Here is a 25,562-nt window from a genome sequence, read left to right on the forward strand (position 1 = left end):
CGGTCCATCATCCCAGGCCGGTCCGACCGGCCGATGAGCGCACCCGTCGGTACTGTCGATCCATGAAGACTGGCCAGCTCGCTCCGCAGTTCGAGCTCCCCGATCAATCCGGCACCCCGCGTTCCCTCGATGCCCTGCTCGTCGACGGCCCGCTCGTGCTCTTCTTCTATCCCGCTGCCAATACCCCGGTCTGCACCGCCGAGGCCTGCCATTTCCGTGATCTGGCCGAGGAGTTCGCCGCGGCCGGTGCGAGCTGCGCTGGCATCAGCGCCGACGCGGTCGACACCCAGGCCGGGTTCGCGGGCAAGCAGCGCCTGGAGTACCCGCTGCTCTCGGACCCGGACGGCGTGGTGGCCCAGCAGTTCGGTGTCAAGCGCGGACTGCTCGGCAAGCTCGCGCCGGTCAAGCGTCAGACCTTCGTCATCGATAAGGACCGGACCGTGCTCACCGTCATCACCGGTGAACTGCGCGCCAACGTGCACGCCGACGAGGCCCTGCGCTTCCTGCGCGAACGCACCAGCTGATCCTCCGCCGGTCCGGGACCATCCTGGACCGGCACTTTTCCTGCCGAAACACCGGGCCGATCACCGGCACGCCCGCACCGGTGCGACCTACGCTGGATTCATGACCACGCCCGAGCGCACGCCGGACACGCGGACATCCACCTCGATCTCCTGGCGCACCCGGATCATCGCGGGAACCGTCCTGGTCGTGGTGCTGATCGTCGCCTACCTCATCCTCGCGGCGTTCATTCCTCGCTGGTGGGCCCAACGCGTCGGCGAAATGGTCGGCGGCAGTTTTTCCAAGGGCATCGGCTGGGGTCTGGTCTACGGCGGTCTGTGTACCGCCGTTCCGTTGTTCCTGTTGTTGGTCGCGGTACTGGTCTGGAAGCGCCGCGGCGGCAAGGTCATCGCGGGCGGCGCGGTGGTGCTCGCCGTCATCTTCGCGATCCCGAACCTGATGACACTGACAGTGGTGCTCGGTGGCAACAACGCCGCGCACGCGGGCGAACGCATCATGGACGTCGACGCTCCCGCGTTCCGCGGCGCCGCACTGGCGGGCGCCCTCATCGGGCTGTTGATCTTCCTCGCCGTGGTGGTTCTGGTGGTCAAACGCGGATGGCGGCGCCGCGCGCAAGCCAAGGCGGCCGTCGAGGCGGGCTGGGCGGCACCGATCGAACCGGCCGAGACAGTCGGCAAGACCGGCCTCGCTCCCGGAACCGAGGCTCACCGCCCGGAAAACCTGTGAGTGACCTCACGTCATTCAGCGTCTCGCAGACGACCGAGCGAAGTCGTGGCAAACTCGTGTGCGCGGGTGACTGTTAGTGCGAAACCACGTCACTTGGCTCGAGAGAAGGCGCACAGTGACGAAGTGGCTAAATCCAGTAGAACAACGAGCTTGGCGGGCGATTGTCGCGTTGACGACACGCCTGCCGGGCGCTTTGGACACCCAGCTGCAACGCGAGTCCGGCGTCACCCACTTCGAATTCTGGGTGCTGTCGCTGTTGTCGGAGGAGCCGGGGCACCGACTTCAGATGAGTGAGCTTGCCCACAGGGCAAATGCATCGCTATCGCGACTGTCTCATGTGGTGTCGAAGCTGGAGCGCATGGGCTTGGCCGAGCGAACCGTCACCGCCGGACGCCGCGGTGTCCAGGCCGTGCTCACCGACGACGGATACAAGAAAGTAGTCGAGGCCACGCCCGGCTATCTGGATGCGGTCCGCAGGCTGGTCCTCGACGGGCTGGACGCCGGTCAGACCGCCACCCTCGCCGAGCTCGGTGAGGCGATGACGACCCAGCTCTCCGACGGCCTCGGCAGTCCCATCCGGACGACGGACGACACCGCAGGCTACTGATCCGGGGCCGCGGTCAGGGTTGCGCGGCGAGTAGTACGTCGGAATCGAAACAGGTGTGGGTGCCGGTGTGGCAGGCCGCACCCTCCTGGTCGACCACGAGCAGGACGGTGTCGCCGTCGCAATCCAGGCGCACTTCGTGCACGTACTGGGTGTGTCCGGACGTCTCCCCCTTGACCCAGTACTGCTGCCGGGAGCGGGAGTAGTAGGTGCCCTTGCGGGTGGCCAGCGTGCGGGCCAGCGCCTCGTCGTCCATCCACGCGACCATCAGCACGTCGCCGGTGCCGCGTTCCTGCGCGACGGCGGCGAACAGGCCCGCCTCGTTGCGCTTGAGGCGGGCGGCGATGGCGGGGTCGAGTGTCATGTCACCGTTATAGCAGTGCCATCTCCTCGGCGAGGATCACGACGGTCTCGCGGATCTGCTGCTCGCTGTGGCAGGCCGTGACGAAGAACCGCAGGCGCGCGAGGTCTTCGGGGACCGCCGGGTACAGGATCGGATTGACGTTGACGCCGCGTCCAAGCAGTGCGTTGGACAGCTTCAGCGTCTTCAGTGAGTCACCGACAATGCACGGGATGATCGGGGTGTCGCGACTGTCACCGGTATCGATGCCCGCCTCCCGTGCCAGCGTCAGGAACAGCTGGGAATTGCGCCGCAGACGTTCGAGCGGTTCGGGATCGGTCCGCAGCTGACGGATCGCCTCGGCGGAGGCCGCCGCGTTCATCGGGGTCATGCCGACGCTGTAGACGAATCCGGGCGTCGTGTATTTCAGGAAGCGGATCAGCTCGGCGCTACCCGCCACGTAACCACCGCATCCGGCCAGTGCCTTAGACATGGTGCCCGACCACAACTCGACATCGCGCCGGTCGACATCGAAATGCTCGCCGATGCCGCCACCGTTCGCGCCGAGCACGCCGACGCTGTGCGCCTCGTCGATCATCAGCATCGCCTTGTGCCGCTTCTTGATCTCGATGATCGCTGGCAGGTCGGGGATATCGCCGTCCTGGCTGTACACCCCTTCGATGAGGATCAGGACCCGGCGGTACCGGGGCCGCAGCTCGGTCAGCAACCGGTCGAGCGCGGCATGATCATTGTGCGGGAACGGCCTGCGCGTGGCACCGGACAGCTTGCAACCCTGCAGGATGCTGTCGTGGGCCAGGCTGTCGTGGATCACCAGATCGGACGGTCCGACGATATGCCCGATGATGGTGACGTTCGTGGAGTGACCACCGACCAGCGCCATCGCGTCATCGGTGCCGAGCAGCGCGGCGAGTTCGGCCTCGAGCTCGCGGTGCACCGGCTTCTCCCCGGACAGCACCCGGCTCGCCGAGCACGAACTGCCGTAGCGTGCGACGGCGTCCTGGACCGCGTCGACCACGGCCGGATGCCCGGACAGGCCGAGGTAGTTGTAGCTGGAGAAGTTGACGACCGGCCGGCCGTCGATCACCGAGGTATCCCGCGTGACACCGTCGTTGACCAAGAAGTACGGATTGGACAGCCCGATGGCCTCGGCGCCGGCCAGCCGTCCCTCGATCGCTTTCACCTCGGCGAAATCTCTGATGCTGTACTCCGGCTCGACGAGCGGGAGCTCGGGCGCGGGATCGGATGTCATCGGAGCGATCGTGGGATTCGGCATCGTCCCAGACAGCTCGTGTTCCGTGGTCGTCACGGTGAGCGCCGAATCCTGGACCGGCGCACCCGGATTCACGTGCTGAAGCATGCCATCGGCGCCGCGGTTCCCAACCGGCGCGCCTCGGTCCGCCACGTAGGCAACGATATCGCCGAGCGTCGCCTGTTCCCCGAATCGAGCCGGGTCGATGATCAGCCCTGTCGCCCGCCGGGAGATTCCGGTGAACAGATCGGCGGTCATGATCGAATCGAATCCGAGGTCACCACCGAGGGTGTGACCGTCACGGAGCCGATCGGCCGGATATCCGGTCACCCTGGCCGCTTCCGCGTGGACGATTCCGGCGGCGTGCGCGATGCCGATGGCGCCTCGGCCGGCACCGGTGCCGACCACCGGCTCGCTGACGCCCGGGACATCGGCGACAGCGGCGCCGACAGCCGCCCCGGCGATCGACGAGGGCGCGGGCGAATCAGCGGGGGCGTGCGCAAGCCTCGCCAGCAGCGCGTTCTGTTCGCGGAAGAGCGCGATCATCTGATCCATGGTGGTGTCCTCGGGTTGTGCTTGGGAAGTCGTGATGGTTCGGAGTTCTTGTCGTACTGGAGAATTCGAGTCGATGCCCGGTTCGGGCTGCGCCGGCGACGTGACGCCCGCCGGTTGCTCGAGCCAGAACCGGTGCTCGGTGGAGAACTCATATGCCGGCAGGCGGCGGCGCACCCGCTGGCCGGGTTCGTAGAGCGGTTCCCAGTCGGGGTCGAAGCCGTCCCGGTGCAGCGCGGCGACGACGTCGGAAAGCTCGCGGCCCGTGGCTCCGGGGCCGGGGCTCGGCGCCAGGCAGCGAGTAGCCGAATCCGGCTGGTTCCGGCCGACCAGCGGGGTCAGCACCTTACGCGGCCCTACCTCGACGATGTGGGTCGGCGTAGTGGCCAGTGCGGCGTCGATGGCTTCGCCGAAACGGACAGTGGCACTGATGTGTTCGGTCCAGTAGGTGGCGTCCATCGGCTCGCCGGGCTCGAGCAGGCGCCCGCGCACGGTCGAATAGATCGGCAGGTTGGGCGCCCGATAGGTGCATGCGCCCGCGGCCGCCTCGAACTCGGCCAGCATCGGCTCCATCAGCGGGCTGTGAAAGGCGTGGGACACGGTGAGCGGCTTCGTGATCACCGCACGCGCGTCCAGGTCCGCCCTGATCCGCGCGATCGCGGCGGCGTCGCCGGAAAGCACGAGATCGGCCGGACCGTTGACGGCCGCGATCGCGACCCGCGGTTCGGCCGCGAGCAAGTCGGCGACCGCCGCCGCGGCCGCGCGCACCGCCACCATCGCTCCCCCCTCGGGTAGCTGCCGCATCAGGGCGCCTCGCGCTACGACCAGCCGGCACGCGTCGTCGAGGTCGAAGACACCCGCGACCGCCGCGGCCGCGTATTCGCCGATGCTGTGTCCGACCAGCCAGGCGGGCCGCAGCCTCAGCTCGGCCAACGACTGCGCGAGCGCGTATTCCATCGCGAAGATCGCCGGCTGTGCCAGTTCGGTGCTGTCGATGCGGGCCTGATCGTCGAGCAGTAGCTCCCGCACCGAGCGGCCGAGGTGCGGGGCCATGGCCTCGTCTACCATGCCGAGGGCGCGCCGGAAACCCGGGCTCGCCGCGTGCAGCGCCCGGCCCATGCCGCTGAATTGCGAACCCTGCCCGCTGAACATCCAGCCTGCGGTAACCGGTTGCGCGACACCGGCTTCCGGGCCGCCGCGCAACTGCGCGATCGCTTCGTCCCGATCGGCGGCGACGATCGCGAGCCTGTTGCGGCCGGAGGACTTCACCTGGTTGCTGGTCCAGCACAGTTGCGCGAACTGGTCGCCGGGCACGGTCGCCAGCGCGTCGGCCATCCGCAGCGCATTGCGACGCAGCCCGTCGGCGTTGTCCGAGGACAGGGTCAGCACCCCGCCGGACGAATTTCCCAACCCGTCGGCAGAATCCGACGAAAGTCCGGACCGACCGCCGAACCCATCCCCGATGGCGGACGCGTCCGGCGAGGCATCGCGGTCGTCGACCGTCGGCACAGCCGGTGCGCTCGCCAGCACGATGTGCGCGTTCGTCCCGCCGACACCGAAGCTACTGACCCCGCCGACCGACGGCTCACCGAGCGGCATCGGCTCGGCGAGCAGCCGCAGACCGTGCTTGGCCATCCGTAGCTTCGGGTTCTCGGTGTCGGCGAATCGCGACGGCGGCACGACACCGTGATGCAGGCCGAGTGCGACCTTGATCAGGCCTGCGACACCCGCGGCACCTTCGGTGTGGCCGAGATTGCCTTTGATGGAACCGATTCCGCACGGCTGGGCGCGGTCGCTCGAATGCAACGCGCCGAGCGCTTTGACCTCGATCATGTCGCCGAGGACGGTTCCGGTGCCGTGCGCTTCGACGAAGTCCACCTGCTGCGGTCGCACACCGGCCCGCTGATAGGCCTGTTCGACGACCTGCTGCTGCGCCCACCGATTCGGTGCGGTGATGCCGTTGCTTCGGCCGTCGGAGTTGACCGCGCTCCCCTTGATCACCGCGTAGATCGGCAGGCCCGCCGCCTCGGCGTCGGCCAGTCGTCGCAGCACCAGGACCGCGGCCCCCTCGCCGCGCACGATCCCGTCGGCGTTCGCGCTGAACGGTTTGCACCGGGCGTCGGGAGCCGACAGTCCGGCCTGGGTGTAGAAGATGCCGACCGCGGGCGTCAATACCAGATTGACCCCACCGGCGAGCGCCTGATCACACTCACCCGCAGCAAGGGCAGCACAGGCGAGATGGATCGCGACCAGCGATGACGAGCAGGCGGTGTCGACCGCCATGCTGGGGCCCTTCAGATCGAGCTGATAGGACAGCCGGTTCGCCGTCATGAAGTAGCCGTTGCCCGAACCGTGCTGCGCTGTGATCGCCGCGTAGTCGCCCATCTGCAGGTTCGCCCATTCGTTGGCCATCACGCCGACGTAGACGCCGGTCCGGGAACCGGCTTGGGCGCGCGGATCGAGCGTTGCGTCCTCGAACGCCCGCCACGCGGTCTGTAGCAGCAGCCGCTGTTGCGGATCCATCGCTTCGGCTTCGCGGGGAGCGATGCCGAAGAACTCGTGATCGAAGGCGTCGGCGTCGTCGAGGAAACCGCCGCTGCGCGCGTTGATGGTGCCTGGAGCGCCGGCGGGGTCGTGGAAGTCGTCGGCGTTCCACCGGTTCGCCGGGACCTCCGAGATCACCTCACCGCCGCCCATCAGCAGCTGCCACAGCGCGGCCGGATCGGGGGTGTGCGGGAACCGGCAGTCGAGCCCGACGATCGCGATATCGCTTGGTTGGTCGGTGCTCATGCGGCAAGGGCGGTTTCGGCCGCGAGGAAGGCGGCGATATCGGCGATGGTCGGATAGTCGAAGACCAGCGTCGGGTCCACGTCCAGTTCCCATCGGTCCTCGATCTCGCCGCACAGTGCGACCGCCGAGACGGAGTCCATGCCGAGTTCGGCCAGCGGGACGGCCGGATCCACCTGATGCGGCGCACGCTCGGTGTAGTCGGCGACTCGCTCGGCGAGCCAGCCGGTGATCGTGGCCGGATGGGCGGTGGGTGCGGTGTCGAACATCTGCGGTTCCTCGGTGGGGTATCGGTCGTCGGGGTGGAAGGTCATCGGCTCAGCGCCGGTTCGATATCCTGGTGCAGCACACCGTCGACGCGGCGTCGCAGAAACGCGGAGCGCATCGAGCTGCGCTGCACCTTGCCGCTGGTGGTGCGGTGCACCGAGCGGGGTTCTACGAGCACGACATTCGGCGCGGGCACGTCGAATCCGCGGGCCACCGCGGTCTTGATCGCAGAGGTCAGCTCCGTCAATGTGGCGCCGTCCAGCAACGCCGGTTTGACGCTGTGCAGCACCACCAGTCGTTCCCGATCCCCCGCGTCGACCGACACCGCGACACCGGCGCCCGCGAGCGCCGGGTGCAGACCGCGCACCAGCTCCTCGATGTCCTGCGGATAGATATTGCGGCCGTTGACGATCAACAGGTCCTTACGGCGGCCCGCGACGAACAATTCCCCGTTCTGAAGTACGCCGAGGTCGCCGGTGCGCAGAAACGGTCCCTCGGTGCCGATGTAGGCGTCGAAATCTGCCGCGGTCTCTTCGGGGCGGTTCCAATAGCCGGCGGCGACGCTGTCACCGCGAATCCAGATCTCGCCGACAACCGTGTCCGGCACGGGCTTTCCGGTGACGGGATCGACGATGCGGATGTCGATTCCGCGGGCCGCCTGGCCGCAGCCTACGAGGCGGGTCTCGTCGCCTGCGTCGAGAAACACCGGGTCCGTGGCGCGCGGGCTGGCGCTGGCGAGCAAGGTGACCTCGGCCATCCCGTAGGCGGGCCGGAAGGCGGTCGACTTCCAGCCGACTGGTGCGAACCGGTTCTGTACGGCGGCGATGGTTCGTTCGCGCACCGGTTCGGCACCGCACAACGCGATCTCCAGGCTGGACAGATCAAGTCGCGCCAACTGCTCGTCGGTGACGCGGCGGGCGATCAGTTCGTACGCGAAATTCGGTGCGGCGGTGATGGTTGCGCGATAGGTGTCGATCGCCTCGAGCCAGCGCACCGGCCGTTTGAGGAAGGTGGTCGGCGCCATGAACACCAGATTTCCCCCGGAGTACAACCCACCGAGCAGCATGCCGATCAGGCCCATGTCGTGGAAGTGCGGGATCCAGCTGACCCCGATCGAGGTGTCGTCGACGCCGAGTGCGGCCATGGCGGCTTCGTTGTGCAGCAGATTGCCGTGGGTCACCACGACACCCTTCGGCGTTCCGGTCGATCCCGAGGTGTACTGCAGGAAAGCGATCGTCGCGGTGTCGATGTCGGGCATGCGCCATGCGTCGGGATCGCCCAGTGGTCGGTCGGTGGTGGCGACCATCGTCGACGTCGCGCCCGCGATCAGCGGCTGGAGGTCGGAAGTGGTGAGCACCAGGTCTGCGCCGGAATCGGCGATCACACCTTCGACCCGCTCGGCACTGCGCTCGTCGTACGGAATCGGTGCGGGGACCGCGACGACACCCGCGTACAGGCAGCCGAGGAACGCCCGCAGGAACGCCATCCCGTCGAGATAGAGCAGCACGACCGGCTGCGCCGATTCCGGCTGACCGGCCAGCCATACGGCCAGCGCCCTGGCCTCGCGATCGAGGTCACGGAAGCTCGCGGTCTCCTCGACGAGTGCGCGGCCGTTCTCACGGAGGTAGGTGTAGGACCTGGTGTCGCCGTACGTGGCGACTTGCTGCCGGACATGCTGAACGTAGCCGTCGTGCACGGGGGATTCCTTCGCGGTGGAGGTGGCCATAGCTGGGAACTATGACTCTGTCCGATCCACCGGCCCGGAAACAGGAACCTCAGGTGACCCGCGTCGAACCCCAAGGGTGCGCGCGATCCCACCCTGGGTGGGACTCCGCACGCGAGGTGCTACCGGACGACGACGTCCGCCTTGCGCATCGCGTCCTTGACCTCGGGGATGCTCAGATCACCGAAGTGGAACACACTCGCCGCCAGCACCGCGTCCGCACCGGCCTCTACCGCGGGCACGAAATGCTCGACCGCACCAGCGCCGCCGCTGGCGATGACCGGGATCGACACCGCGGCACGCACCGCCCGGATCATCGGCAGATCGAAGCCCGCTTTGGTGCCGTCGGCGTCCATCGAGTTGAGCAGGATCTCGCCCACGCCGAGTTCGGCGCCGCGCACCGCCCATTCGACCGCGTCGATACCGGTGCCGCGTTTACCGCCATGGGTGGTGACCTCCCACCCGGACGGGGTGTCGGGCTGGCCGTCGGGGACGGTGCGCGCGTCGACCGAGAGCACGATGCACTGCGAACCGAACCGCTGCGACATCTCCCGCAGCACCTCCGGCCTGGCGATGGCCGCGGTATTGACCGACACCTTGTCGGCGCCGGCGCGCAGCAGCCGGTCCACATCGTCGACGGTGCGCACGCCACCGCCGACGGTGAGCGGAATGAAGATCTGCTCGGCGGTGCGGGTGACCACGTCGATCATGGTGCCGCGGTCACCGGAGGACGCGCTGACGTCGAGGAAGGTCAGCTCGTCGGCGCCTTGGGCGTCGTAGAGGGCGGCCAGTTCCACTGGATCGCCCGCATCGCGCAGGTTCTCGAACTTGACGCCCTTGACCACCCGGCCCGCATCCACATCCAGGCACGGAATCACGCGTACCGCGACCGTCATCGCCTCATCCTTCCCTGCCACCGCCCGCGGCGGTGGGTTCTGTTTCCGCCGACACCGCGCCGATCATCTCCAGCAGTTCGGCGTGCACGCCCGGCGCGGCGGCCAGCACCGATCCGGATTCGATATGCCACGGGGCACCGGCCAGGTCGGTCACCACACCGCCCGCGGCGCGCACCAACGCCACCCCTGCGGCGTTGTCCCAGGGATGGTGCCCGAAGACGATCGCCCCGCCCAGCGCACCGGAGGCGGTGAAGGCCAGGTCGATGCCGGTGGAGCCGTGCATCCGCACCCGCGACGACAGCCTGCTCAGCGCGCCGAGCAGATCGAAGCGGAAGCGGCCGGGGATGCGGCCCGCCGAGTCCACATTGAACGCGCCGAAGCCGATCATCGCCTCGGCGAGGGTCCCGGTCGGCAGCGGCGGTTGCGGCACACCGTCGAGCAGCACCGGGCCACCGGCGACGGCGGCGTAACGGCGGCCGAGGACCGGCAGCCACGTCAAACCCAGCACTGGTTCACCGTCACGAACCAGCGCGAGCAGCATGCCCGACAGCGGATGCCCCGACGAATAGTTGAACGTGCCGTCGATGGGATCGAGCACCCACGCGGTACCGGAGGTGAGCTGGGGGCCGCCGAATTCCTCGCCGTGCACCTCGATACCGGTGAGCTGGTGCAGCCGCGCGGAGATGGTGCGTTCCAGTTCCAGATCGAGTTCGGTGGCGAAATCGTTGTGGCCCTTGTCGACCGCGCTCGGTGCGCCGAGGCCGTCGACGAACCGCACCGCGGCGGCGTCGAGCACTTCGGCGGCAATGGGCAGCAGCGCTGCGGGATCGGGGTTCGGGACGGTCATCTCGGCGGGCTCAGCGCACCGCGGCGAGCGCCTCGGGCAGCGTGAAACGGCCCGCGTAGAGCGCCTTGCCGACGATCGAGCCCTCCACCCCTTCGGGCACCAGTTCGGCGATGGCCTCCAGGTCAGCGATGGTGGACACACCGCCGGAGGCGATGACCGGGGCATCGGTCGCGGCGCAGACCTCGCGCAGCAGATCCAGGTTGGGGCCGGTCAGGGTGCCGTCCTTGGTGACGTCGGTGACGACGTAGCGCGAGCAACCGTCGCGCTCGAGGCGTTCGAGCACCTCCCACAGGTCGCCGCCGTCGCTGACCCAGCCGCGTCCGCGCAGCCGGTATTCGCCGTCGATGATGCGCACGTCAAGGCCGACCGCGACGCGCTCGCCGTACTCGGCGATGGCGCGGGCGCACCACACCGGATCTTCCAGCGCGGCGGTGCCGAGGTTGACTCGCGCGCAGCCGGTGGCCATGGCGGCCTTCAGCGATTCGTCGTCGCGGATTCCGCCGGAGAGCTCCACCTTCACATCGAGTTCACCGACGACGTCGGCGAGCAGCTCCCGATTCGATCCGCGCCCGAACGCGGCGTCCAGATCCACCAGATGCACCCATTCCGCGCCGGCTTCCTGCCAGGCGAGCGCGGCCTCACGGGGCGAGCCGTAGCTGGTCTCGCTACCGGCCTCCCCCTGTACCAGGCGCACGGCCTCTCCATTGGCGACATCGACGGCGGGCAGCAGCACAAGACTCACTCCGAACAGCCTAGTAGCTCACCCTCGGCAACCCGGCCCCGGGCCTGCGGGTACGGGCGGTCACGGTCCGGACCTCGGCGGCTCGACGACCGTGGTCGTGGGCGCGATCGTTGGTGGACGCCGATACGCCGCGATCACCGGTCGCGCGGCGCTACCAGACCGGATTCATAGGCAAGCACGACCAGCTGGGCGCGGTCGCGGGCGCGCAACTTCGTCATCGCCCGGTTGACGTGGGTTTTCGCGGTCAGTGGGCTGATCACCATCTGCTCGGCGACCTCATCGTTGGACAGGCCGCGTGCGACCAGAGCGACGGCCTCACGCTCCCGGTTGGTCAGTTCGTCCAGCCCGGCGCCGCCGCCAACGGCGACAGGGCGGGTGCTCACGTACCGATCGATCAACCTGCGCGTAATCGACGGCGCGAGCAGCGCGTCCCCGCGCGCGGCGACTCGAACCGAGTGCAGGAAGTCCTCCGGCTCGATGTCCTTGACCAGGAATCCGGCGGCGCCGGCCCGCAACGCCTCGAAGACGTACTCGTCCAGGCCGTAGTTGGTCAGGATGACGACGTGCACCCTCGCCAGCTCCGGGTCCGCGGCGATGTGCCTGGTCGTCTCGATGCCGTCGAGGACCGGCATCTGGATGTCGATGAGCGCGATATCGGGACGATGCTGCCGGGCCAGCGCCAGCCCCTCGCTGCCGTCGCCGGCCTCGGCCACCACATCGATATCGTCCTCGAGGTCGAGCAGCGCGCGGAATCCGCTGCGGATGAGCGGCTGGTCGTCGACCAGCAGAACGCGGATCATGCTCGCTCCACGGGGAGTTCGGCGTGGACGGAGAAGCCGCCTTCGCTGCGTGGCGCGGCCCGCAGCCGCCCGCCGAGGGCGGTGACGCGTTCACCCATTCCGAGCAGCCCGACACCGGGGGCCGGCCTGCGGTCCGGGGTTGCCGTGCCGTTGTCATCGACCCGGATGATGAGGGCGTCGGGCCGGTAGTCGATGCGCACCGACACCGTGTCGGCGGCGGCGTGGCGGGCGATATTGGTGAGCGACTCCTGCACGATCCGGTAGCCGGTCCGGTCCACCGCGGCGGACAGGTCGTGGCGCTCGCCGGCAATGGTGAGCGTCGCGTCCACTCCGTTCGCGCGGGCCCGGTTCACCAGTTCAGGCACTTCGGCGAGACCGTGCGGCGGGGTCTTACCGTCATCGCGCAGCGCCGCGAGGGTCGCGCGCAGCTCCCGGGCTGCTTCCCTGCCCGCGTCACGGATCGCCAGCAGCGCCGACGGCACCTCGTCACCGCGTTTGCGGGCGACATGGACCGCGGCCTCGGATTGCACCTTGATGACCGAGATCTGATGAGTCAGCGAATCGTGCAGTTCGCGCGCGATGTGCAGTCGCTCCTCATCGGCGCGGCGCCGTGCGGCCTGCTCCCGGGTCCGTTCGGCCTCGTCGGCGCGACGCTCGGCCTGCCGCAACGCTTCCCCGGCCGCACCCGCCGCGAGCAGCCAGGCCAGCTCGAGCGCACCGCGGGCCTGCGCGAACGCGGCTGCGGGATCGCGCAGCTCGGCCAAGGCTGCGAGCTGGAACGCGATGAGCAGCAGCACCGAGGCTGCCACTGTGAGCACGCGGTGTCCGGCCCGCACCGCGGCGTACACCGCGAACAGGAACGCCACGGCGGGCACCTCGAAGCCGAGGGCGCGGTAGCCGAGGGCACACAGCCCGGTCACCGCCAGCACCGCCAACGGCGCCCGTCGGCTCGCGGCCAAGGCCAGGCCGCTACCTGCCAGCGACAGGTAGCCAAGCGGGGCGAGAGCGCCGGCGTCGGCGTGGTCGGACAGCCCGGCGACGAGCAGAATCGCCGCCACCACGACGGCGATCACCGAGTCGCCGAGCGAGCCCCTCGTCATTCCTGAACCCTAACGGGCCGACCGCGCCGGCGAATCCGGTACTCGGATGATTCAGCACTACCGCGTCCGCGGTAGTACCACCCGTGCACCACTGCGATCGTGGTACCCGGTTACCGCCGCATCCGCAGGGCGAATTGCCTACTCCCGCACGATGATCAGCGGCGGTGGCGACGCGCATGATCGAACCCGGATCATCCGGATCGATGAAGGAGCCTCTCATGTCCATGCGTGCATTGCTCGCCCTGTTGGCAGCTGCGCTGTCCGCCGGAGCAGCTGCCGTAGCGCCCGCGGCAGCCGCGGTGCACCAGTCCGCACCGACCGGAATGACCTCCGGACGGCTCGGCCCAACGCTGACTGCGCTGGTCGGAATGATCGGTGTGGTCGCAGGCAGCCTGGCGCTGGCCCGCGCCCGCCGCCGTGCGGCCAGGGGCCGAGCAGGCACCGTCGCGCTGACAGCGGGAACGGTCGCCGTGGTTGTGGGCACCTGGTTCGCCGCCACCGCGGCCGGCGGCCCCGGTACCGGCAATGGCATCGTCGGCGCCTGGATCGCCATCACCCTCGGCCTCATCGGCACGACACTCGGTGGTGCGGCGCTCGCCCGTTCCCGGGGCGCTACCGATACAGCGCGGTGATCGGGCCGGTGGTGGGTGCCGCCGCGTTCCGGAAGCCCCGACCGGTCGACCAGAAGCGCGCAGGACACCGACCACACGCGTTCTCCGAGCGCATCTGGCAACGGTCGGTAGCGAGCTGACTTACAGCGACCGCACCCAGTTGCGCAGCAGATGCGCCCCCGCATCACCGGACTTCTCCGGGTGGAACTGGGTGGCCGACAGCGCGCCGTTCTCGACGGCGGCCAGGAACTTGGTGCCGTGTTCGGCCCAGGTGAGCTTCGGTGCGGCGAGGTGCTCGCTGGGCGGCAGGTCCCACTGCTGGGCCGCGTAGGAGTGCACGAAGTAGAAGCGGGTGTCGGCATCCATGCCTGCGAAGAGCACGCTGTCGGCGGGCGCATCGACGGTGTTCCAGCCCATATGCGGGAGCACGGGGGCGTCGAGGCGGGCGACGGTACCCGGCCATTCGCCGCAGCCATCGGTTTCCACATCGAATTCCACGCCGCGGTCGAACATGATCTGCATGCCGACGCAGATGCCGAGCACGGGACGTCCGCCGGCCAGTCGCTGTCCGATGATGCGCTCCCCGCGCACGGCACGCAGCCCCGCCATGCAAGCTGCGAACGCACCGACGCCGGGCACCACCAGCCCATCGGCGGCAAGCGCGGCTTTGGGGTCGGCGGTCACCTCCACCTGGGCACCGGCCCGCACCAGGGCGCGTTCGGCCGAATGCAGATTGCCGGAGCCGTAGTCCAGCAACACCACCGACGTGCTCACAACGCACCCTTCGTCGACGGCACACCGCTGACGCGCGGATCGGGTTCGACAGCCGCGCGCAGGGCCCGTGCCACGGCCTTGAATTCGGCCTCGGTCACATGATGCTGATCGCGCCCGTATAGCACGCGCACATGCAGCGCGATGCGCGCGTTGAGCGCGATCGATTCGAACACGTGCCGGTTGAGCACCGTCGAATAGGGTGCGCCCGGCTCGCTGCGCCCGCGCACCGGCGATCCGGGAATCACCGCGTGCAGCAGGTGTTCCGGCTCCCCGATGTGCACACAGTAGGGCCGCCCGGAGACGTCGACGGCGGCGTGGGCGAGGGTTTCGTCCATCGGGATGTAGGCGTCACCGAAGCGGCGGATGCCCTTCTTGTCGCCCAGCGCCTGACCCAGCGCCTGACCGAACACGATGGCGGTGTCCTCCACCGTGTGATGCGCTTCGATTTCGATATCGCCGTCGGCGCGCACGGTCAGGTCGAAGCTGGCGTGTGCGCCGAGCGCGGTCAGCATGTGGTCGTAGAACGGGACACCGGTGGAGATATCGGTGCGTCCGGTGCCGTCGAGGTTCAACTCGACGACGATGCTCGACTCCTTGGTGGTGCGCTCCACCCGCGCGGTTCGGTTCATGCTCGCTTCCGTTGTGCCGGTCATCGGGCGGACCCGGGGGTCAGTTCGGTGCCGGCCAGTTTCGCACTGACCCGCAGGAATTCGTCGTTCTCGGCGGCGAGGCCGATGGTGGTGCGCAGGAAGCCGGGAATGCCGACGTCCCGGATGAGCACACCTTCGTCCAGATAGTGCTGCCAGGCGTGCGGCGCGTCGGTGAACCGCCCGAACAGCAGGAAATTGGCATCGCTTGGCACGACCTCGAACCCGAGCGCGGCCAGTTCCGCCGCCACCCGATCCCGCTGGGCCGCCAATTCCGCCACGCTGCCGAGGGTTTCGTCGGCATGGCGCAGTGCCGCGCGAGCAGCGGCCTGGGTGACCACCGACAGGTGATACGGCAACCGCACCAGCAGCAGCGCGTCGACCACGGCGGGCGCGGCCACCAGGTATCCGAGACGACCACCAGCGAAGGCGAAGGCCTTGCTCATCGTCCGGCTCACCACCAGTTTGGTGGGGTACTCATCGATGAGGCCGAGGGCGCTCGCCTCGGCGGAGAACTCACCGTAGGCCTCGTCGACGATCACGATGCCCGGCGCGGCGTCCAGGATCCGCGCCAGCTCGGCTGCCGGAACGCTGTGCCCGGTCGGGTTGTTCGGGCTGGTCACGAACACCACGTCGGGGTGACGTTCGGCGATGGCGGCCAGGGCCGCATCGATATCGAGGGAGAAGTCCGCGGAGCGTTCGGCTGCGATCCATTCGGTGTCGATGCCCTCGGAGATGATCGGATGCATCGAATACGAGGGCACGAATCCGAGCGCGCGACGGCCCGGTCCACCGAAGGCCTGCAACAGCTGTTGCAGGATCTCGTTGGAGCCATTGGCGGCCCACACATTGCTCGCGTCGACCGCGATACCGGTCTGGCGCGTCAGGTAGGCGGCCAGATCGGTGCGCAAGGCGACCGCGTCACGATCCGGGTAGCGGTGCAGGTCGGCGGCGGCGGAGCGAATGGCTTCGGTGACATCGTCGATGAGTGCGCGGCTGGGCGGATGCGGGTTCTCATTGGTGTTGAGCTGCACCGGCACCGTCAACTGTGGTGCGCCATATGGGCTCTTACCGCGCAGGTTCTCCCGCAACGGCAGATCAGCGAGACCGATACGGGCACCGGGCACGGCGGCGGTCACGACAGCGCCTCGAACCGCGCCTGCACAGCCTGGCCGTGCGCGGGCAGGTCCTCGGCATTGGCCAGCGCGACCACGTGACCGGCGACATCCTTCAACGCCGCCTCGGTGTACTCGACGACGTGGATACCGCGCAGAAATGTCTGCACGCTCAACCCGGACGAGTGCCGCGCGCAGCCCGCGGTGGGCAGCACGTGGTTGGAACCAGCGCAGTAGTCGCCCAGGCTGACGGGGGCGTACGCGCCAACGAACACCGCGCCCGCACTCCGCACGCGGGCAGCGACGGCTGCGGCGTCGGCGGTCTGGATCTCGAGGTGTTCGGCGGCGTAGGCGTTGACCACGCGCAGACCCTGGGTGAGGTCGTCGACCAGCACCGTCCCGGACTGGGCGCCGGTGAGCGCCTCGGTGACCCGGTGCGCATGCTTGACCACCGTCATCTGCGCGGTGAGGGCGGCGTCGACGGCATCGGCCAACGCGACGCTGTCGGTGACCAGCACGCTCGCCGCGAGCACATCGTGTTCGGCCTGGCTGATCAGGTCGGCGGCCACATGCACCGGGTCTGCGGTGGCGTCGGCGAGGATGGCGATCTCGGTGGGGCCTGCTTCGGCGTCGATGCCGACCAGGCCGCGGCACAGCCGCTTGGCCGCGGTGACATAGATGTTGCCGGGGCCGGTGATCATGTCCACCGGCGCGAGCTGCTCGCCGGTGGTGTCGGTGCCGCCGTAGGTCAGCAACGCCACGGCCTGGGCACCGCCGACGGCCCACACCTCGTCGACGCCGAGCAGCTGCGCCGCGGCCAGGATGGTCGGATGCGGCAGCCCACCGAACTGCTCCTGCGGCGGCGAGGCCACCACCAGCGATTCCACGCCCGCGGCCTGCGCCGGGACGACGTTCATCACGACGCTGGACGGGTAGACGGCATTACCGCCCGGCACGTAGAGCCCGACCCGCTCGACCGGAACCCACCGCTCGGTGACCGTGCCGCCGGGCACCACCTCGGTGACGGTGTCGGTGCGCCGCTGATCGGCGTGCACGGCCCTGGTGCGTTCGATGGCGACCTCGAGCGCGGCCCGCACGGCCGGATCGAGCCGCTCGAGCGCGGCGCTCAATTCCGCCGCGGGAACCCGCACCGCAGGTGGGGCGACACCGTCGAACTTCTCGCTGAACTCCTGCGCGGCGGCCACACCACGGTCGCGGATCGCCTCGACGACCGGACGCACCTGATGCAGCACCGAGTCCACGTCGACTCCGCCGCGCGGCAGCGCAGTGCGCAGCTCGGCAGCAGACGGAGTGCGACCGCGCAGATCGACGCGGGCGAGCTCGATGCGGGATGTCATATCGGTGTCGATCCTTGTCTCCAGCTGGTTCACAACAGGAAAGTTGCGTCTACCAGCCTAATGGGCGGATGCCACAGGTTATGCGTGCGGTCTGCCACGCGCGGGTATTACGACGCGGGACCGTATCCGATTCGGTGTGTTCAGGCGCAGCGGCGGCGTAGTTCTGCGACACCGTCGCCGGTGAGGTCGTCGAGGGCGACGGTGCGGCCGACCACCGCGAGCGCGATGGCCTCGCCCGATCCACGCACCTCGGGCCCGTCACCGGAGGTCCACGACACGTCGGTGGCGACGAACCGCAGCCCCTTCATGCGCCGGCCGGGCAGGGCGAACGGGTCCGGGTGGTCCAGGACGGTGATCAACCGGTCCTCGGGGATCTCGCGGCTGCGGCCGAGGGGGCGGCGGATGTCTTGTTGATGCACCATCAGGTCGGCGAGCATCAATGTGGGCGCGTATTTCGACAGTCGGCCCGCGCCCGCCATGGCATCGATCAGCTGCGCGGTGGACAACGCGGCGGATGTGGTGACGATCGCGTTGTTGGTCTTGTCGACCGACCCGAGGCTCTTCACCACCACGGCCGCGTACCCGAGCGGCGAGTACGTGTCCTGCAGCAGGTGCCCGACCACATCGCGCACCCGCCACCCCGCGCACAGCGACGGTGATTCCCATTCCGCGTCCGACAGATCCCGCAACAACTCGACCAGCTGTGCTCGCTCCGCGGCCAGCATCCCCCGAATACTCATGCGCCCGAGCCTATCCGGCGAGCTCGACCGGCGAAAGGGTTGCGAGCCCGCTAGCGGGTGTCGCTGTCGATGAGCAGTCGCCCGCCGCCCGCATCGATGATGCGCAGGCTGGGGTTCTTGCTCTCGCCGCCGTAGGTGAGGCCGGTGACGAGCATGTCGACCGATCCGTCGCTGTTGACGCCACCGGGGGCGTAGATGCGGCCGAAGCTCTGGATGGTGCGACCGTCGGCGCTCCAGTATTTCCGGAAGCCCTGCTGATCGGTGTAGACCTTCTGCGCGGCGGGTGTCAGCAACGACCAGGAACCCTGCGGATCGCTGTAGAACCGCTCGACCAACTGTCCGGCGGCACCGATATCGGTGACCTTGCCGCCGACGCTCGGAGTGCTCCCGAGAGCGGGTATCGCAGCCGACGTGCTCGGATCATCCGAAGGCGCAACCGCAGACGACGACGCCGAGTCCTGCGGCGAGGACCCTTCATCCCCACTGTTGAACGCGCTGACCAACAGTGCGGACACGGCCACGACCGCGCCGGCCAGCGCACCGATGAGCACCGCGCGTCTCTTCCCCGCTGCGCCCGAGGTGGGTCGCGGCTGGGCGGTGGTGCGCGGATGGGCGTCGGTGTCGGACTGGTCGCGGGACGGCTTCATCGGCCGGTGCGCGGCGGTGTCGACCGCGGCGGAGCTGCGCACCGGCGGACGCTGGCGCTCGGTCGCGGGGCCCGCGGCGGCCGCACGCGTGCGCAGCGCTCTGGTGGCGACGACCTCGGTGGCGCCTTCGCCGTTGCGGCGGCCGTAAGCCTCACTGGCCGGAACGAATCCGGCGGGCACGGCGTCCTCACCGGCGTCGGCGAAGGCGGCGAGCTGATCGCGCGAGATCCGCATCGTCGGCCGGTCCTCGGGCTGCGGGCTCAGCAGTTGCAGCAGGAAATCGGTTGCGGGACCGGCGTTGTGCGGCTCGCTGACCTGTCCGTTGGCCGCCGCGTACAGCACGGCGAGCGGGTTCGAGCTTGCGCCGTAAGGCGGTTCACCTTCGAGCGCGTGAAACAGGGTGGCGCCCAAGGCGAAGACGTCGGCGGCGGGTGTGGGATCGGCACCGCGTGCCACCTCGGGTGCGAGATAGGCGGCGGTACCGCAGATCAGGCCGGTTTCGGTGAGGGTGACATCGCCCGCGGCACGCGAGATACCGAAGTCGGTGATCTTCACGGTGCCGTGGTCGTCGAGCAGAATATTGCCGGGTTTCACGTCACGGTGCACGATTCCGGCCTGATGCGCGGCGATCAGCGCCGAGGCCACCTGCTCACCGATCCGGGCAACCTGGTTCAACGGCACCGCGCCCTGGGCCGACAGCACTTGCGCGAGGCTGCGCGACTTCAGGTACTCCATCACCAGGCAGGGGTCGCCGTTGTGTTCGGTGATGTCGAAGACGACGATCGCGTTCGGATGCTGGAATCTGGCCGCGTTGCGTGCTTCCCGGATGGCACGCTGACGCAGCACGTCACGTTCGGCCTCGGGCAGGCTCGGCTTGATGTGAATCTGCTTGACCGCGACCGACCGTTGCAGGCGCTCGTCGATGGCACGCCAAACTACGCCTGTGCCGCCGCTACCAATCCGCTCGACCAGGCGGTAATGCTCCGCGATCAACTGACCGGTATCGATGGCGCCTACTCCGAACCTTCTCGAAATGTGACAAATCGCGTACTGACCGCTCGCGCGTTCGGCACGAGTGTAGCGGGCGCGCGGGCCGCACCGGCCACTGATACACCCCTCGAGCCCCGTCAGCGCCCGCCCCTACCCCGCCACCTGCGGGCACTGTGCTCATACCTGGGCGGATATCTCCGCACACTCCGCGACACGCCGTGCAACACGCCGATGGCATGTCCGGCCCGCCGCCCGGCACGATCGGCCGCCGGTGCCGCTGCCGTGCACCCTCGCCGGGACAGACGCCGCCGTCATCACGCGATCTTGCCCGGATGCGGTCACCTTCCCCTGCGCACCAAACCCTCGCATCCGCCGACGCTGCCGGGTGTACGTCTGGCCCACCCGACCTCAGCAACCCGCGCGCAGCATCAGTCCCGCACCGGGACCGCATCCGGCGATGAGCGCATCCCGTCAGCAACCCCACACAGCAGGCACACACGCGCACCCGTGGGCACGCACCCTAACGCCCCTGGTCAGCGACTCGCGCGCAGCATGCGACCCGCCGCCTCGACCGCCGGCGCGGAGCTGCCCGCATCCGCCACGAACACCGCGAATGCCAGGTCGCCGTCGATCCCGACGAACCAGCCGTGCGCATGGGAGTTGTCGCCGTACTCGGCGGTGCCGGTCTTGCCGAGCAGGCCCTGGATGTCGGCGAGCTGGGTGGCGGTGCCCGCGGTGATGGTCTCGCGCATCATCGACCGCACCTGGTCGGCGATCCCCGCTTCCAGCGGCTGCGGTGTCCGGTCTGCGACACCCGGCGCACCCGTGACCAGCATCGGGGTCGGCGGGCTCCCGTGCGCGAGCGAAGCCGCGACGAGTGCCATCCCGAACGGCGACGCGGTGACAGTGCCCTGCCCGATGCTCGATTCGACCCGCTCAGCGGGTGTGTTCGCGGGCGGAACCGAACCGGTGACGGTGGTGAGGCCGGGTGTGACGTAGTCGATGCCGAGTCCGAGCTGTTCGGCGGTCGTGGCCAGGGCGTCCGGCGGCAGATTCACCGCGAGCCGGGCCATGGTGGTGTTGCAGGAGCGGGCGAAGGCGGTGTGCAGCGGCACCTCGCCCAGGTCGAAGTTGTCGTCGTTCGGAATGCGGCGGCCCTCGATGTTCGCCTCGCCCGGGCACGGCAGCACGGTGTCCGGGGTGACGGTTCCCGCGGCCAGCGCCGCCGAGCCGGTCACCGTTTTGAAGGTCGAACCGGGTGGATACAGCCCGGTCAGCGCGATCGGGCCCTGCGCGTCGGCGGCGTCGTTCTGCGCGACGGCCACCACCTTGCCGGTCGACGGTTGCAGGGCGACGATGGCGGCCGGTTGCGCCAGGGGTGTCAGCGCCGCCTCGGCCGCCTGTTGGAGATCGATGTCGAGGGTGGTGGTGATGTCGGTGGTCGGTTGCGCATCCTGGCCTGCGATGCGTTCGGTCCCCTCCGTGGTCTGCGCGCGCACGGCCCAGCCCGCGGCGTCGTCGGCGCGCTGCCGCCACAGCTCGTTCAATCCCGACAGTGTCGGCCCGGACAGCGACTTGTCGGTGGTCAGCAGGCGGGTTTGCGGGGCGAGGGTGACGCCGGGGACCGCAGCCAGCGCGTCCTGGATGGGGGCGATGTCGGTGGCGCGCAAGCTGATCGGGGTGATCGGTTGGCCACCGCTCTTCGCCAGATCGGCGTTCAGCGATTCGGCTGTGATGGTCGGTGCCAGCGGGGTGAGCAGGGCGGCGACCGCCGCGGTGTCGGCGCCGGGCGCGAGGTTGACGAGCGTGACGACCTGTTCGGTCATGAGTTCCCCGCCGGTCGCGTCCAGTACCCGTGCGGGTTCTGGATAGACCGGCGCAAAGGTCAGCGGTCCCGTCGCGAGGCCGGGCGCGATGGTGGCCGGATCCCAACGCACCTTCCAGTCATCGCCGGATTCGGCCGCCGTGCCGGTGGTGGTGTAGGTCCACTCGTCCTTGCCGTCCTTGCCGAGCTTCCAGGTGGCGGCGAGGGTGAAGCGGTCGTCGTCGGCGCTCTCGACGTGAAAAACGACCTCCGAGCCGAGTCCTTCGTACAGCCCGCGCAACGCGTCCCCGGCCTGCGCCGGATTATCGGTGAGCGCCGCGGCCGCAGGCAGATCGTCCCGGTTCAGCGCCGCCACGAACTCCCCCGCCACCGTGTCGGGCTGTTCCGGCCCCGACGAGCACCCCGCCGAGAAGAAGGCGATGGAGGCCAGCAGCACGAAGACTTTCCGATCGGTGCGCACCCGCCCGAGGGTAACCATGCAGACCATGTCATGCCGGGGACCGCGGTCCGAGCGTGTCTCGGATTGCCGTCGTCATCGTCAGATGTGCGCGCCGATGCCGCGAAATATTTCGGTCCGGTCGATGCAACCGCTGCGGACATCCTCCCAACGCAACCGGTCGGGATCGGCGAGGAAGGTATCCAGCCCCTGCTCGGCGTCGAACTCCAGCACCTGCACCTCGGTGGGACCATCCTGCGGATCGACGATGCGGACCCGGTTGAGTACCCGACCGCCGTGGCGCGGCATCAATGCCAGCACCCGATCCTCATAGTCCGCCAGCGCCTCGTCCTGGCCCGGATGAGCCCACAGCAGTACACACAAGATCACTGGCAGAGCGTAGCCTGCCGCGTACCCGCTTCCGACTGCTTCAGGCCCCGCCACCAGGGCAAAGGATGCCGCTCCGCAGCGCATCGAATCGGCCATCGAAGTGTTGTCAGAACTGGGAACGACGAAGCCTCAGTTGGGCTGGTTCCGCCGAGTCCAAGCAGCCGTGATCAGTGCGTTGGCGTCCTCATCGGTGAGGTCGATATCGAAGACCTCGGTCAGGATCTTGGGGAGCTCGCCGAGTTCGAGTTCGCGGGATTCGCTGGTGCCGTCGGGGTATTCGGTGGTCCAGGTGGTGCCGTCGAGGATGTGGTGGGCGCCGGGGTGGAAGCGTTGCACGAAGGGTCGCTGGGTGAACGGCGAGCGCGGTGAAGTCGAGACGAAGTGGTTGCCGACCTCGTAATCGATCCGGTACTGCGGGTTCAGGGTGAAGGTGTAGCGATCGACCCAACCGTCGCGGGCGAACTGGTGCAGGGTCCACAGGTCGGTGCCGAGTTCGCCGTGGCCGCGTTCGAGGCGGAATCGCCAGTCCCCCAGAGTGAATTCACCCTTCGACTCGGCGAGTTCATACGGCTGGGCGGGGCCGGCACCGAAACCTACGTCGACGATCCACACTCGATCGTCATCGGTGGTGGTGACCCGCAACAGCGCGTGCGTCGCCGGGCGCAGCCCGCCGGATCCCATCGTCACCCGCCCGCTGAGCCCGGTGACGCCGAATCCGAGTCGTTCCAGTGCCGCCGCGAACAACCCGGCGTTCTCGTAGCAGTACCCGCCGCGCCGCCGCCGGACCAGCTTGTCCTGCAACGACTCCACATCCAGCGGCACCGGTCTGCCGAGCACCGCCTCGAAATTTTCGAACGGAATCGAGGTGGTGTGCGCGGCCACCAGTGCCCGCAGGGCAGCCAGTGTCGGCATCCGCTCTCCCGCGAAGCCGATCCGGGTCAGGTACGCGTCCAGGTCGAGTTCGGCGTCGTCCCAGCGGTGGGCCGGATCCGCAGGCTTACTCATGGGTCCTCGATTCGTCGCAGTGTCCTCCCGGACAACCACTGCGCGGCCACGCATGTTCCACCGGCGCCGCGAACACCGGAGGCCCTGACCACTGCCGCGCGGACGGCATCACGGAGTGCAGGGCTCAGGGCATGGGGGTGCCCAGTGACACGGCCGGCAGAGTGGCCATACCACCGCACCGGGTGATTGGCGTCACATTGCAGACCGATCGGGAACCCGGCGCCTCGTTCTGCGTCCAAGTCGTTGTAAGACAACCACATTCGAGTGAGGATTTCGATATGAGGCTTCGGACCGCAAGCGTCCTCGTCTCGGCGGCGATCGCCGGTTTCGGCATGATCGCCACCGGATCGGCCATGGCCATGCCCGTCGGCGGCGGCACGCACGCCGCCGTCTCGGCCGACGGCTGCCCGCCTCCCCCGCTGGGCCCGGACGGCAGGCCGCTCCCGCCGCCGATCGGCCCGGACGGTAAGCCGCTGCCGCCGCCGATCGGCGCCGACGGCAAGCCGTGCCCGCCGCCGGTCGGCCCTGACGGCAAGCCACCGCAGCCGCCCGCTGATCGCTGACGCGGCTAGCCGAACCGCCGAGTCATCACGCATCGACCGGTATCACCGCCACGGACGGGCAGCGCGCTCACGCAGGTGGTGCAGATCTGCGGGCGGCTACGGATTCGATGCTGCGAATTCGTAGTCGTCGGCGTCGTGCCACGCGGCTTCGTGTGACGCCGACGGCTTCCCGGCGACTGCCTGCCGATGAACCCCGGCACTGCGCGGCATCGAACCCGACGCCGCGCAGCCAGGTGCCACTCGCGGGCGATCACGCCGCGCACTTGGCATTCAGTGGGGCGGGCGGGGCCGTGACGACGTTGGCGGCGACGTCGACGACGTAGTCCCGGTCGGGGCCGTCGACGGGTTCGGCGCCGAGAAGCAGGCGTTCGACCACGCAGCCGCCCTCGAAGAACGCGGGGCCGATGCTGTGATCACCGGGCATGACGGCCCCGTTGAGGTCGCGGCCGCTGACCACCGTGTACAACGAGCTCGGCTTACCCGAAGCCAGCAATGCGGCGCGCATCTGCATCGACGCCGCGTACGGCACGATCGGATCGGCGATACCGTGGATCAGGAAAGCCCGCCGCACACTCATCCGCCCGGCCAGCAGCGCGGGCGACCGCTCGGCATAGGCCTGCGGGCACACCATCGGTGCGCATCCACCCGCATCACGTTCGATCTGCGCGCGCATCACCGGGTCACCCGCCGCGCCCATCCATCGGGTGAACACGTCAGCCGGGCCGTAGTTGTCCACCCAGTAGTCGAACAGTCCCCGCGGACCATGTGCCGCGGCGAGCCCACTCGTCGTTCCGCCCTGACTCCAGCCCCAGAGCACGGTCCGGCTGATCGGATGTTCACTCTTGTACCACTGCGTCGCCGCTACGACATCGCGCCAGCCTGCCCACAGATTCCATTCCCCGGTCCGCCAACCGCTGGTCGCGCTGCGCAGATCCATCACCAGCACGGGTGTGGCACTGCGCCGCGATATCGAACTCAGGTATTCCGCGAAGTCCGCCGACGACCCGTCATGCCCGTGCACCGCGACCACCAGTCCACCGCCCGGCCCCGCACATCCACTCGGCTCGTACACCCGCCCGGTGGCGGTTTCTCCGTCCACCGGCAGCGCCACTGCCCGAACCTGCACTGTGCAGCCCGGCGCGGCCTGGGCCTGCGGCACCCCGACCACCACCGATAGGCAAGCCCCCACCACAACCGAGAGCATCCACCCGAAACCCCGCGTCACACGCCTCATTCGACGCATGGTTCCACGCGTTCACGCCAATTCCGGGATGCTGTCCGGGAT

Annotated in this window: 24 protein-coding genes; 5 read left to right on the forward strand and 19 right to left on the reverse strand. The window is 69.0% G+C overall.

The genetic code is table 11. From position 1 onward, the window contains the following. The first annotated feature begins 62 nt into the window (after window positions 1–62). The 3 genes from GV792_RS18055 to GV792_RS18065 all read left to right on the forward strand — a co-directional run bounded on the left by GV792_RS18055 (window position 63) and on the right by GV792_RS18065 (window position 1,855). Window positions 63–524 carry a peroxiredoxin gene (locus tag GV792_RS18055; protein WP_163825310.1) on the forward strand — a complete coding sequence of 154 codons (462 nt, stop codon included), beginning with the start codon at window positions 63–65 and terminating at the stop codon, window positions 522–524. A 100-nt stretch (window positions 525–624) separates the two neighbouring features. Next, complete coding sequence (locus GV792_RS18060) at window positions 625–1,248, forward strand: permease (protein ID WP_163825311.1); 624 nt, start codon at window positions 625–627, stop codon at window positions 1,246–1,248. Between the two features lie 115 nt (window positions 1,249–1,363). Continuing rightward, a complete protein-coding gene (locus GV792_RS18065; protein ID WP_163825312.1) occupies window positions 1,364–1,855 on the forward strand; it encodes a MarR family winged helix-turn-helix transcriptional regulator in 492 nt (163 codons plus the stop codon). 13 nt (window positions 1,856–1,868) lie between these two features. Here the strand turns inward: GV792_RS18065 and hisI are convergent, their stop codons facing one another. The 9 genes from hisI to GV792_RS18110 form a co-directional block, all read right to left on the reverse strand. Then, window positions 1,869–2,216 (reverse strand): phosphoribosyl-AMP cyclohydrolase, encoded by a 348-nt coding sequence (gene hisI / locus GV792_RS18070; RefSeq protein WP_163825313.1) that lies wholly within the window; start codon window positions 2,214–2,216, stop codon window positions 1,869–1,871. Between the two features lie 7 nt (window positions 2,217–2,223). Continuing rightward, entirely contained in the window at window positions 2,224–6,804 is a 4,581-nt protein-coding gene (locus tag GV792_RS18075) for a type I polyketide synthase (protein ID WP_163825314.1), read from the reverse strand. Then, window positions 6,801–7,070, reverse strand: coding sequence for an acyl carrier protein (locus GV792_RS18080; protein WP_163825426.1), 270 nt, complete (start codon window positions 7,068–7,070; stop codon window positions 6,801–6,803). The genes GV792_RS18075 and GV792_RS18080 overlap by 4 nt, the downstream gene beginning before the upstream one ends. Window positions 7,071–7,111: 41 nt before the next feature. Next, window positions 7,112–8,794 (reverse strand): fatty acyl-AMP ligase, encoded by a 1,683-nt coding sequence (locus GV792_RS18085; protein WP_175584522.1) that lies wholly within the window; start codon window positions 8,792–8,794, stop codon window positions 7,112–7,114. Between the two features lie 119 nt (window positions 8,795–8,913). Continuing rightward, on the reverse strand, window positions 8,914–9,687 hold the full coding sequence (hisF, locus tag GV792_RS18090; RefSeq protein WP_163825315.1) for an imidazole glycerol phosphate synthase subunit HisF: 774 nt from the start codon (window positions 9,685–9,687) through the stop codon (window positions 8,914–8,916). A 4-nt stretch (window positions 9,688–9,691) separates the two neighbouring features. Next, the gene (locus GV792_RS18095) at window positions 9,692–10,534 is read right to left on the reverse strand and encodes an inositol monophosphatase family protein (protein ID WP_163825316.1); all 843 of its coding nucleotides are present in this window, start codon (window positions 10,532–10,534) and stop codon (window positions 9,692–9,694) included. Between the two features lie 10 nt (window positions 10,535–10,544). Continuing rightward, a complete protein-coding gene (priA, locus tag GV792_RS18100) occupies window positions 10,545–11,276 on the reverse strand; it encodes a bifunctional 1-(5-phosphoribosyl)-5-((5-phosphoribosylamino)methylideneamino)imidazole-4-carboxamide isomerase/phosphoribosylanthranilate isomerase PriA (protein WP_163825317.1) in 732 nt (243 codons plus the stop codon). Between the two features lie 134 nt (window positions 11,277–11,410). Continuing rightward, window positions 11,411–12,076: a response regulator gene (locus tag GV792_RS18105; RefSeq protein ID WP_163825318.1), complete on the reverse strand. Its 666-nt coding sequence runs from the start codon at window positions 12,074–12,076 to the stop codon at window positions 11,411–11,413. Next, entirely contained in the window at window positions 12,073–13,176 is a 1,104-nt protein-coding gene (locus GV792_RS18110; protein WP_163825319.1) for a sensor histidine kinase, read from the reverse strand. Before GV792_RS18110 ends, GV792_RS18105 begins: the two co-directional genes overlap by 4 nt. Window positions 13,177–13,394: 218 nt before the next feature. On the opposite strand from GV792_RS18110, the gene GV792_RS18115 reads away from it, so the two are divergent. Continuing rightward, window positions 13,395–13,808 (forward strand): DUF6223 family protein, encoded by a 414-nt coding sequence (locus tag GV792_RS18115; RefSeq protein WP_163825320.1) that lies wholly within the window; start codon window positions 13,395–13,397, stop codon window positions 13,806–13,808. 120 nt (window positions 13,809–13,928) lie between these two features. Here GV792_RS18115 and hisH read toward each other — a convergent pair whose 3' ends face one another. The 9 genes from hisH to GV792_RS18160 form a co-directional block, all read right to left on the reverse strand. Continuing rightward, complete coding sequence (gene hisH / locus GV792_RS18120; RefSeq protein WP_163825321.1) at window positions 13,929–14,561, reverse strand: imidazole glycerol phosphate synthase subunit HisH; 633 nt, start codon at window positions 14,559–14,561, stop codon at window positions 13,929–13,931. Beyond that, a complete protein-coding gene (gene hisB / locus GV792_RS18125; protein ID WP_163825322.1) occupies window positions 14,558–15,190 on the reverse strand; it encodes an imidazoleglycerol-phosphate dehydratase HisB in 633 nt (210 codons plus the stop codon). Before hisB ends, hisH begins: the two co-directional genes overlap by 4 nt. Window positions 15,191–15,210: 20 nt before the next feature. Continuing rightward, on the reverse strand, window positions 15,211–16,347 hold the full coding sequence (locus tag GV792_RS18130; protein ID WP_163825323.1) for a histidinol-phosphate transaminase: 1,137 nt from the start codon (window positions 16,345–16,347) through the stop codon (window positions 15,211–15,213). Beyond that, window positions 16,344–17,681: a histidinol dehydrogenase gene (hisD, locus tag GV792_RS18135; protein ID WP_163825324.1), complete on the reverse strand. Its 1,338-nt coding sequence runs from the start codon at window positions 17,679–17,681 to the stop codon at window positions 16,344–16,346. The genes GV792_RS18130 and hisD overlap by 4 nt, the downstream gene beginning before the upstream one ends. A 140-nt stretch (window positions 17,682–17,821) precedes the next feature. Next, window positions 17,822–18,421 (reverse strand): maleylpyruvate isomerase family mycothiol-dependent enzyme, encoded by a 600-nt coding sequence (locus GV792_RS18140; RefSeq protein ID WP_256668372.1) that lies wholly within the window; start codon window positions 18,419–18,421, stop codon window positions 17,822–17,824. Between the two features lie 50 nt (window positions 18,422–18,471). Next, a complete protein-coding gene (locus tag GV792_RS18145; protein ID WP_163825325.1) occupies window positions 18,472–20,061 on the reverse strand; it encodes a serine/threonine-protein kinase in 1,590 nt (529 codons plus the stop codon). Between the two features lie 530 nt (window positions 20,062–20,591). Beyond that, window positions 20,592–22,370 (reverse strand): penicillin-binding transpeptidase domain-containing protein, encoded by a 1,779-nt coding sequence (locus tag GV792_RS18150; RefSeq protein ID WP_375154469.1) that lies wholly within the window; start codon window positions 22,368–22,370, stop codon window positions 20,592–20,594. Between the two features lie 51 nt (window positions 22,371–22,421). Next, window positions 22,422–22,709, reverse strand: coding sequence for a hypothetical protein (locus GV792_RS18155; protein ID WP_163825327.1), 288 nt, complete (start codon window positions 22,707–22,709; stop codon window positions 22,422–22,424). Between the two features lie 129 nt (window positions 22,710–22,838). Further along, window positions 22,839–23,714, reverse strand: a complete 876-nt coding sequence (locus tag GV792_RS18160; RefSeq protein ID WP_163825328.1) for an arylamine N-acetyltransferase family protein — start codon at window positions 23,712–23,714, stop codon at window positions 22,839–22,841. Window positions 23,715–23,992: 278 nt separating this feature from the next. On the opposite strand from GV792_RS18160, the gene GV792_RS18165 reads away from it, so the two are divergent. Further along, a complete protein-coding gene (locus tag GV792_RS18165) occupies window positions 23,993–24,277 on the forward strand; it encodes a hypothetical protein (RefSeq protein ID WP_163825329.1) in 285 nt (94 codons plus the stop codon). Window positions 24,278–24,527: 250 nt separating this feature from the next. Here GV792_RS18165 and GV792_RS18170 read toward each other — a convergent pair whose 3' ends face one another. Beyond that, window positions 24,528–25,511 carry an alpha/beta hydrolase family protein gene (locus GV792_RS18170; protein WP_256670646.1) on the reverse strand — a complete coding sequence of 328 codons (984 nt, stop codon included), beginning with the start codon at window positions 25,509–25,511 and terminating at the stop codon, window positions 24,528–24,530. Window positions 25,512–25,562 lie beyond the last annotated feature (51 nt).

The organism is Nocardia cyriacigeorgica, assembly GCF_010868145.1.
GTDB classification, from domain to species: domain Bacteria; phylum Actinomycetota; class Actinomycetes; order Mycobacteriales; family Mycobacteriaceae; genus Nocardia; species Nocardia cyriacigeorgica_D.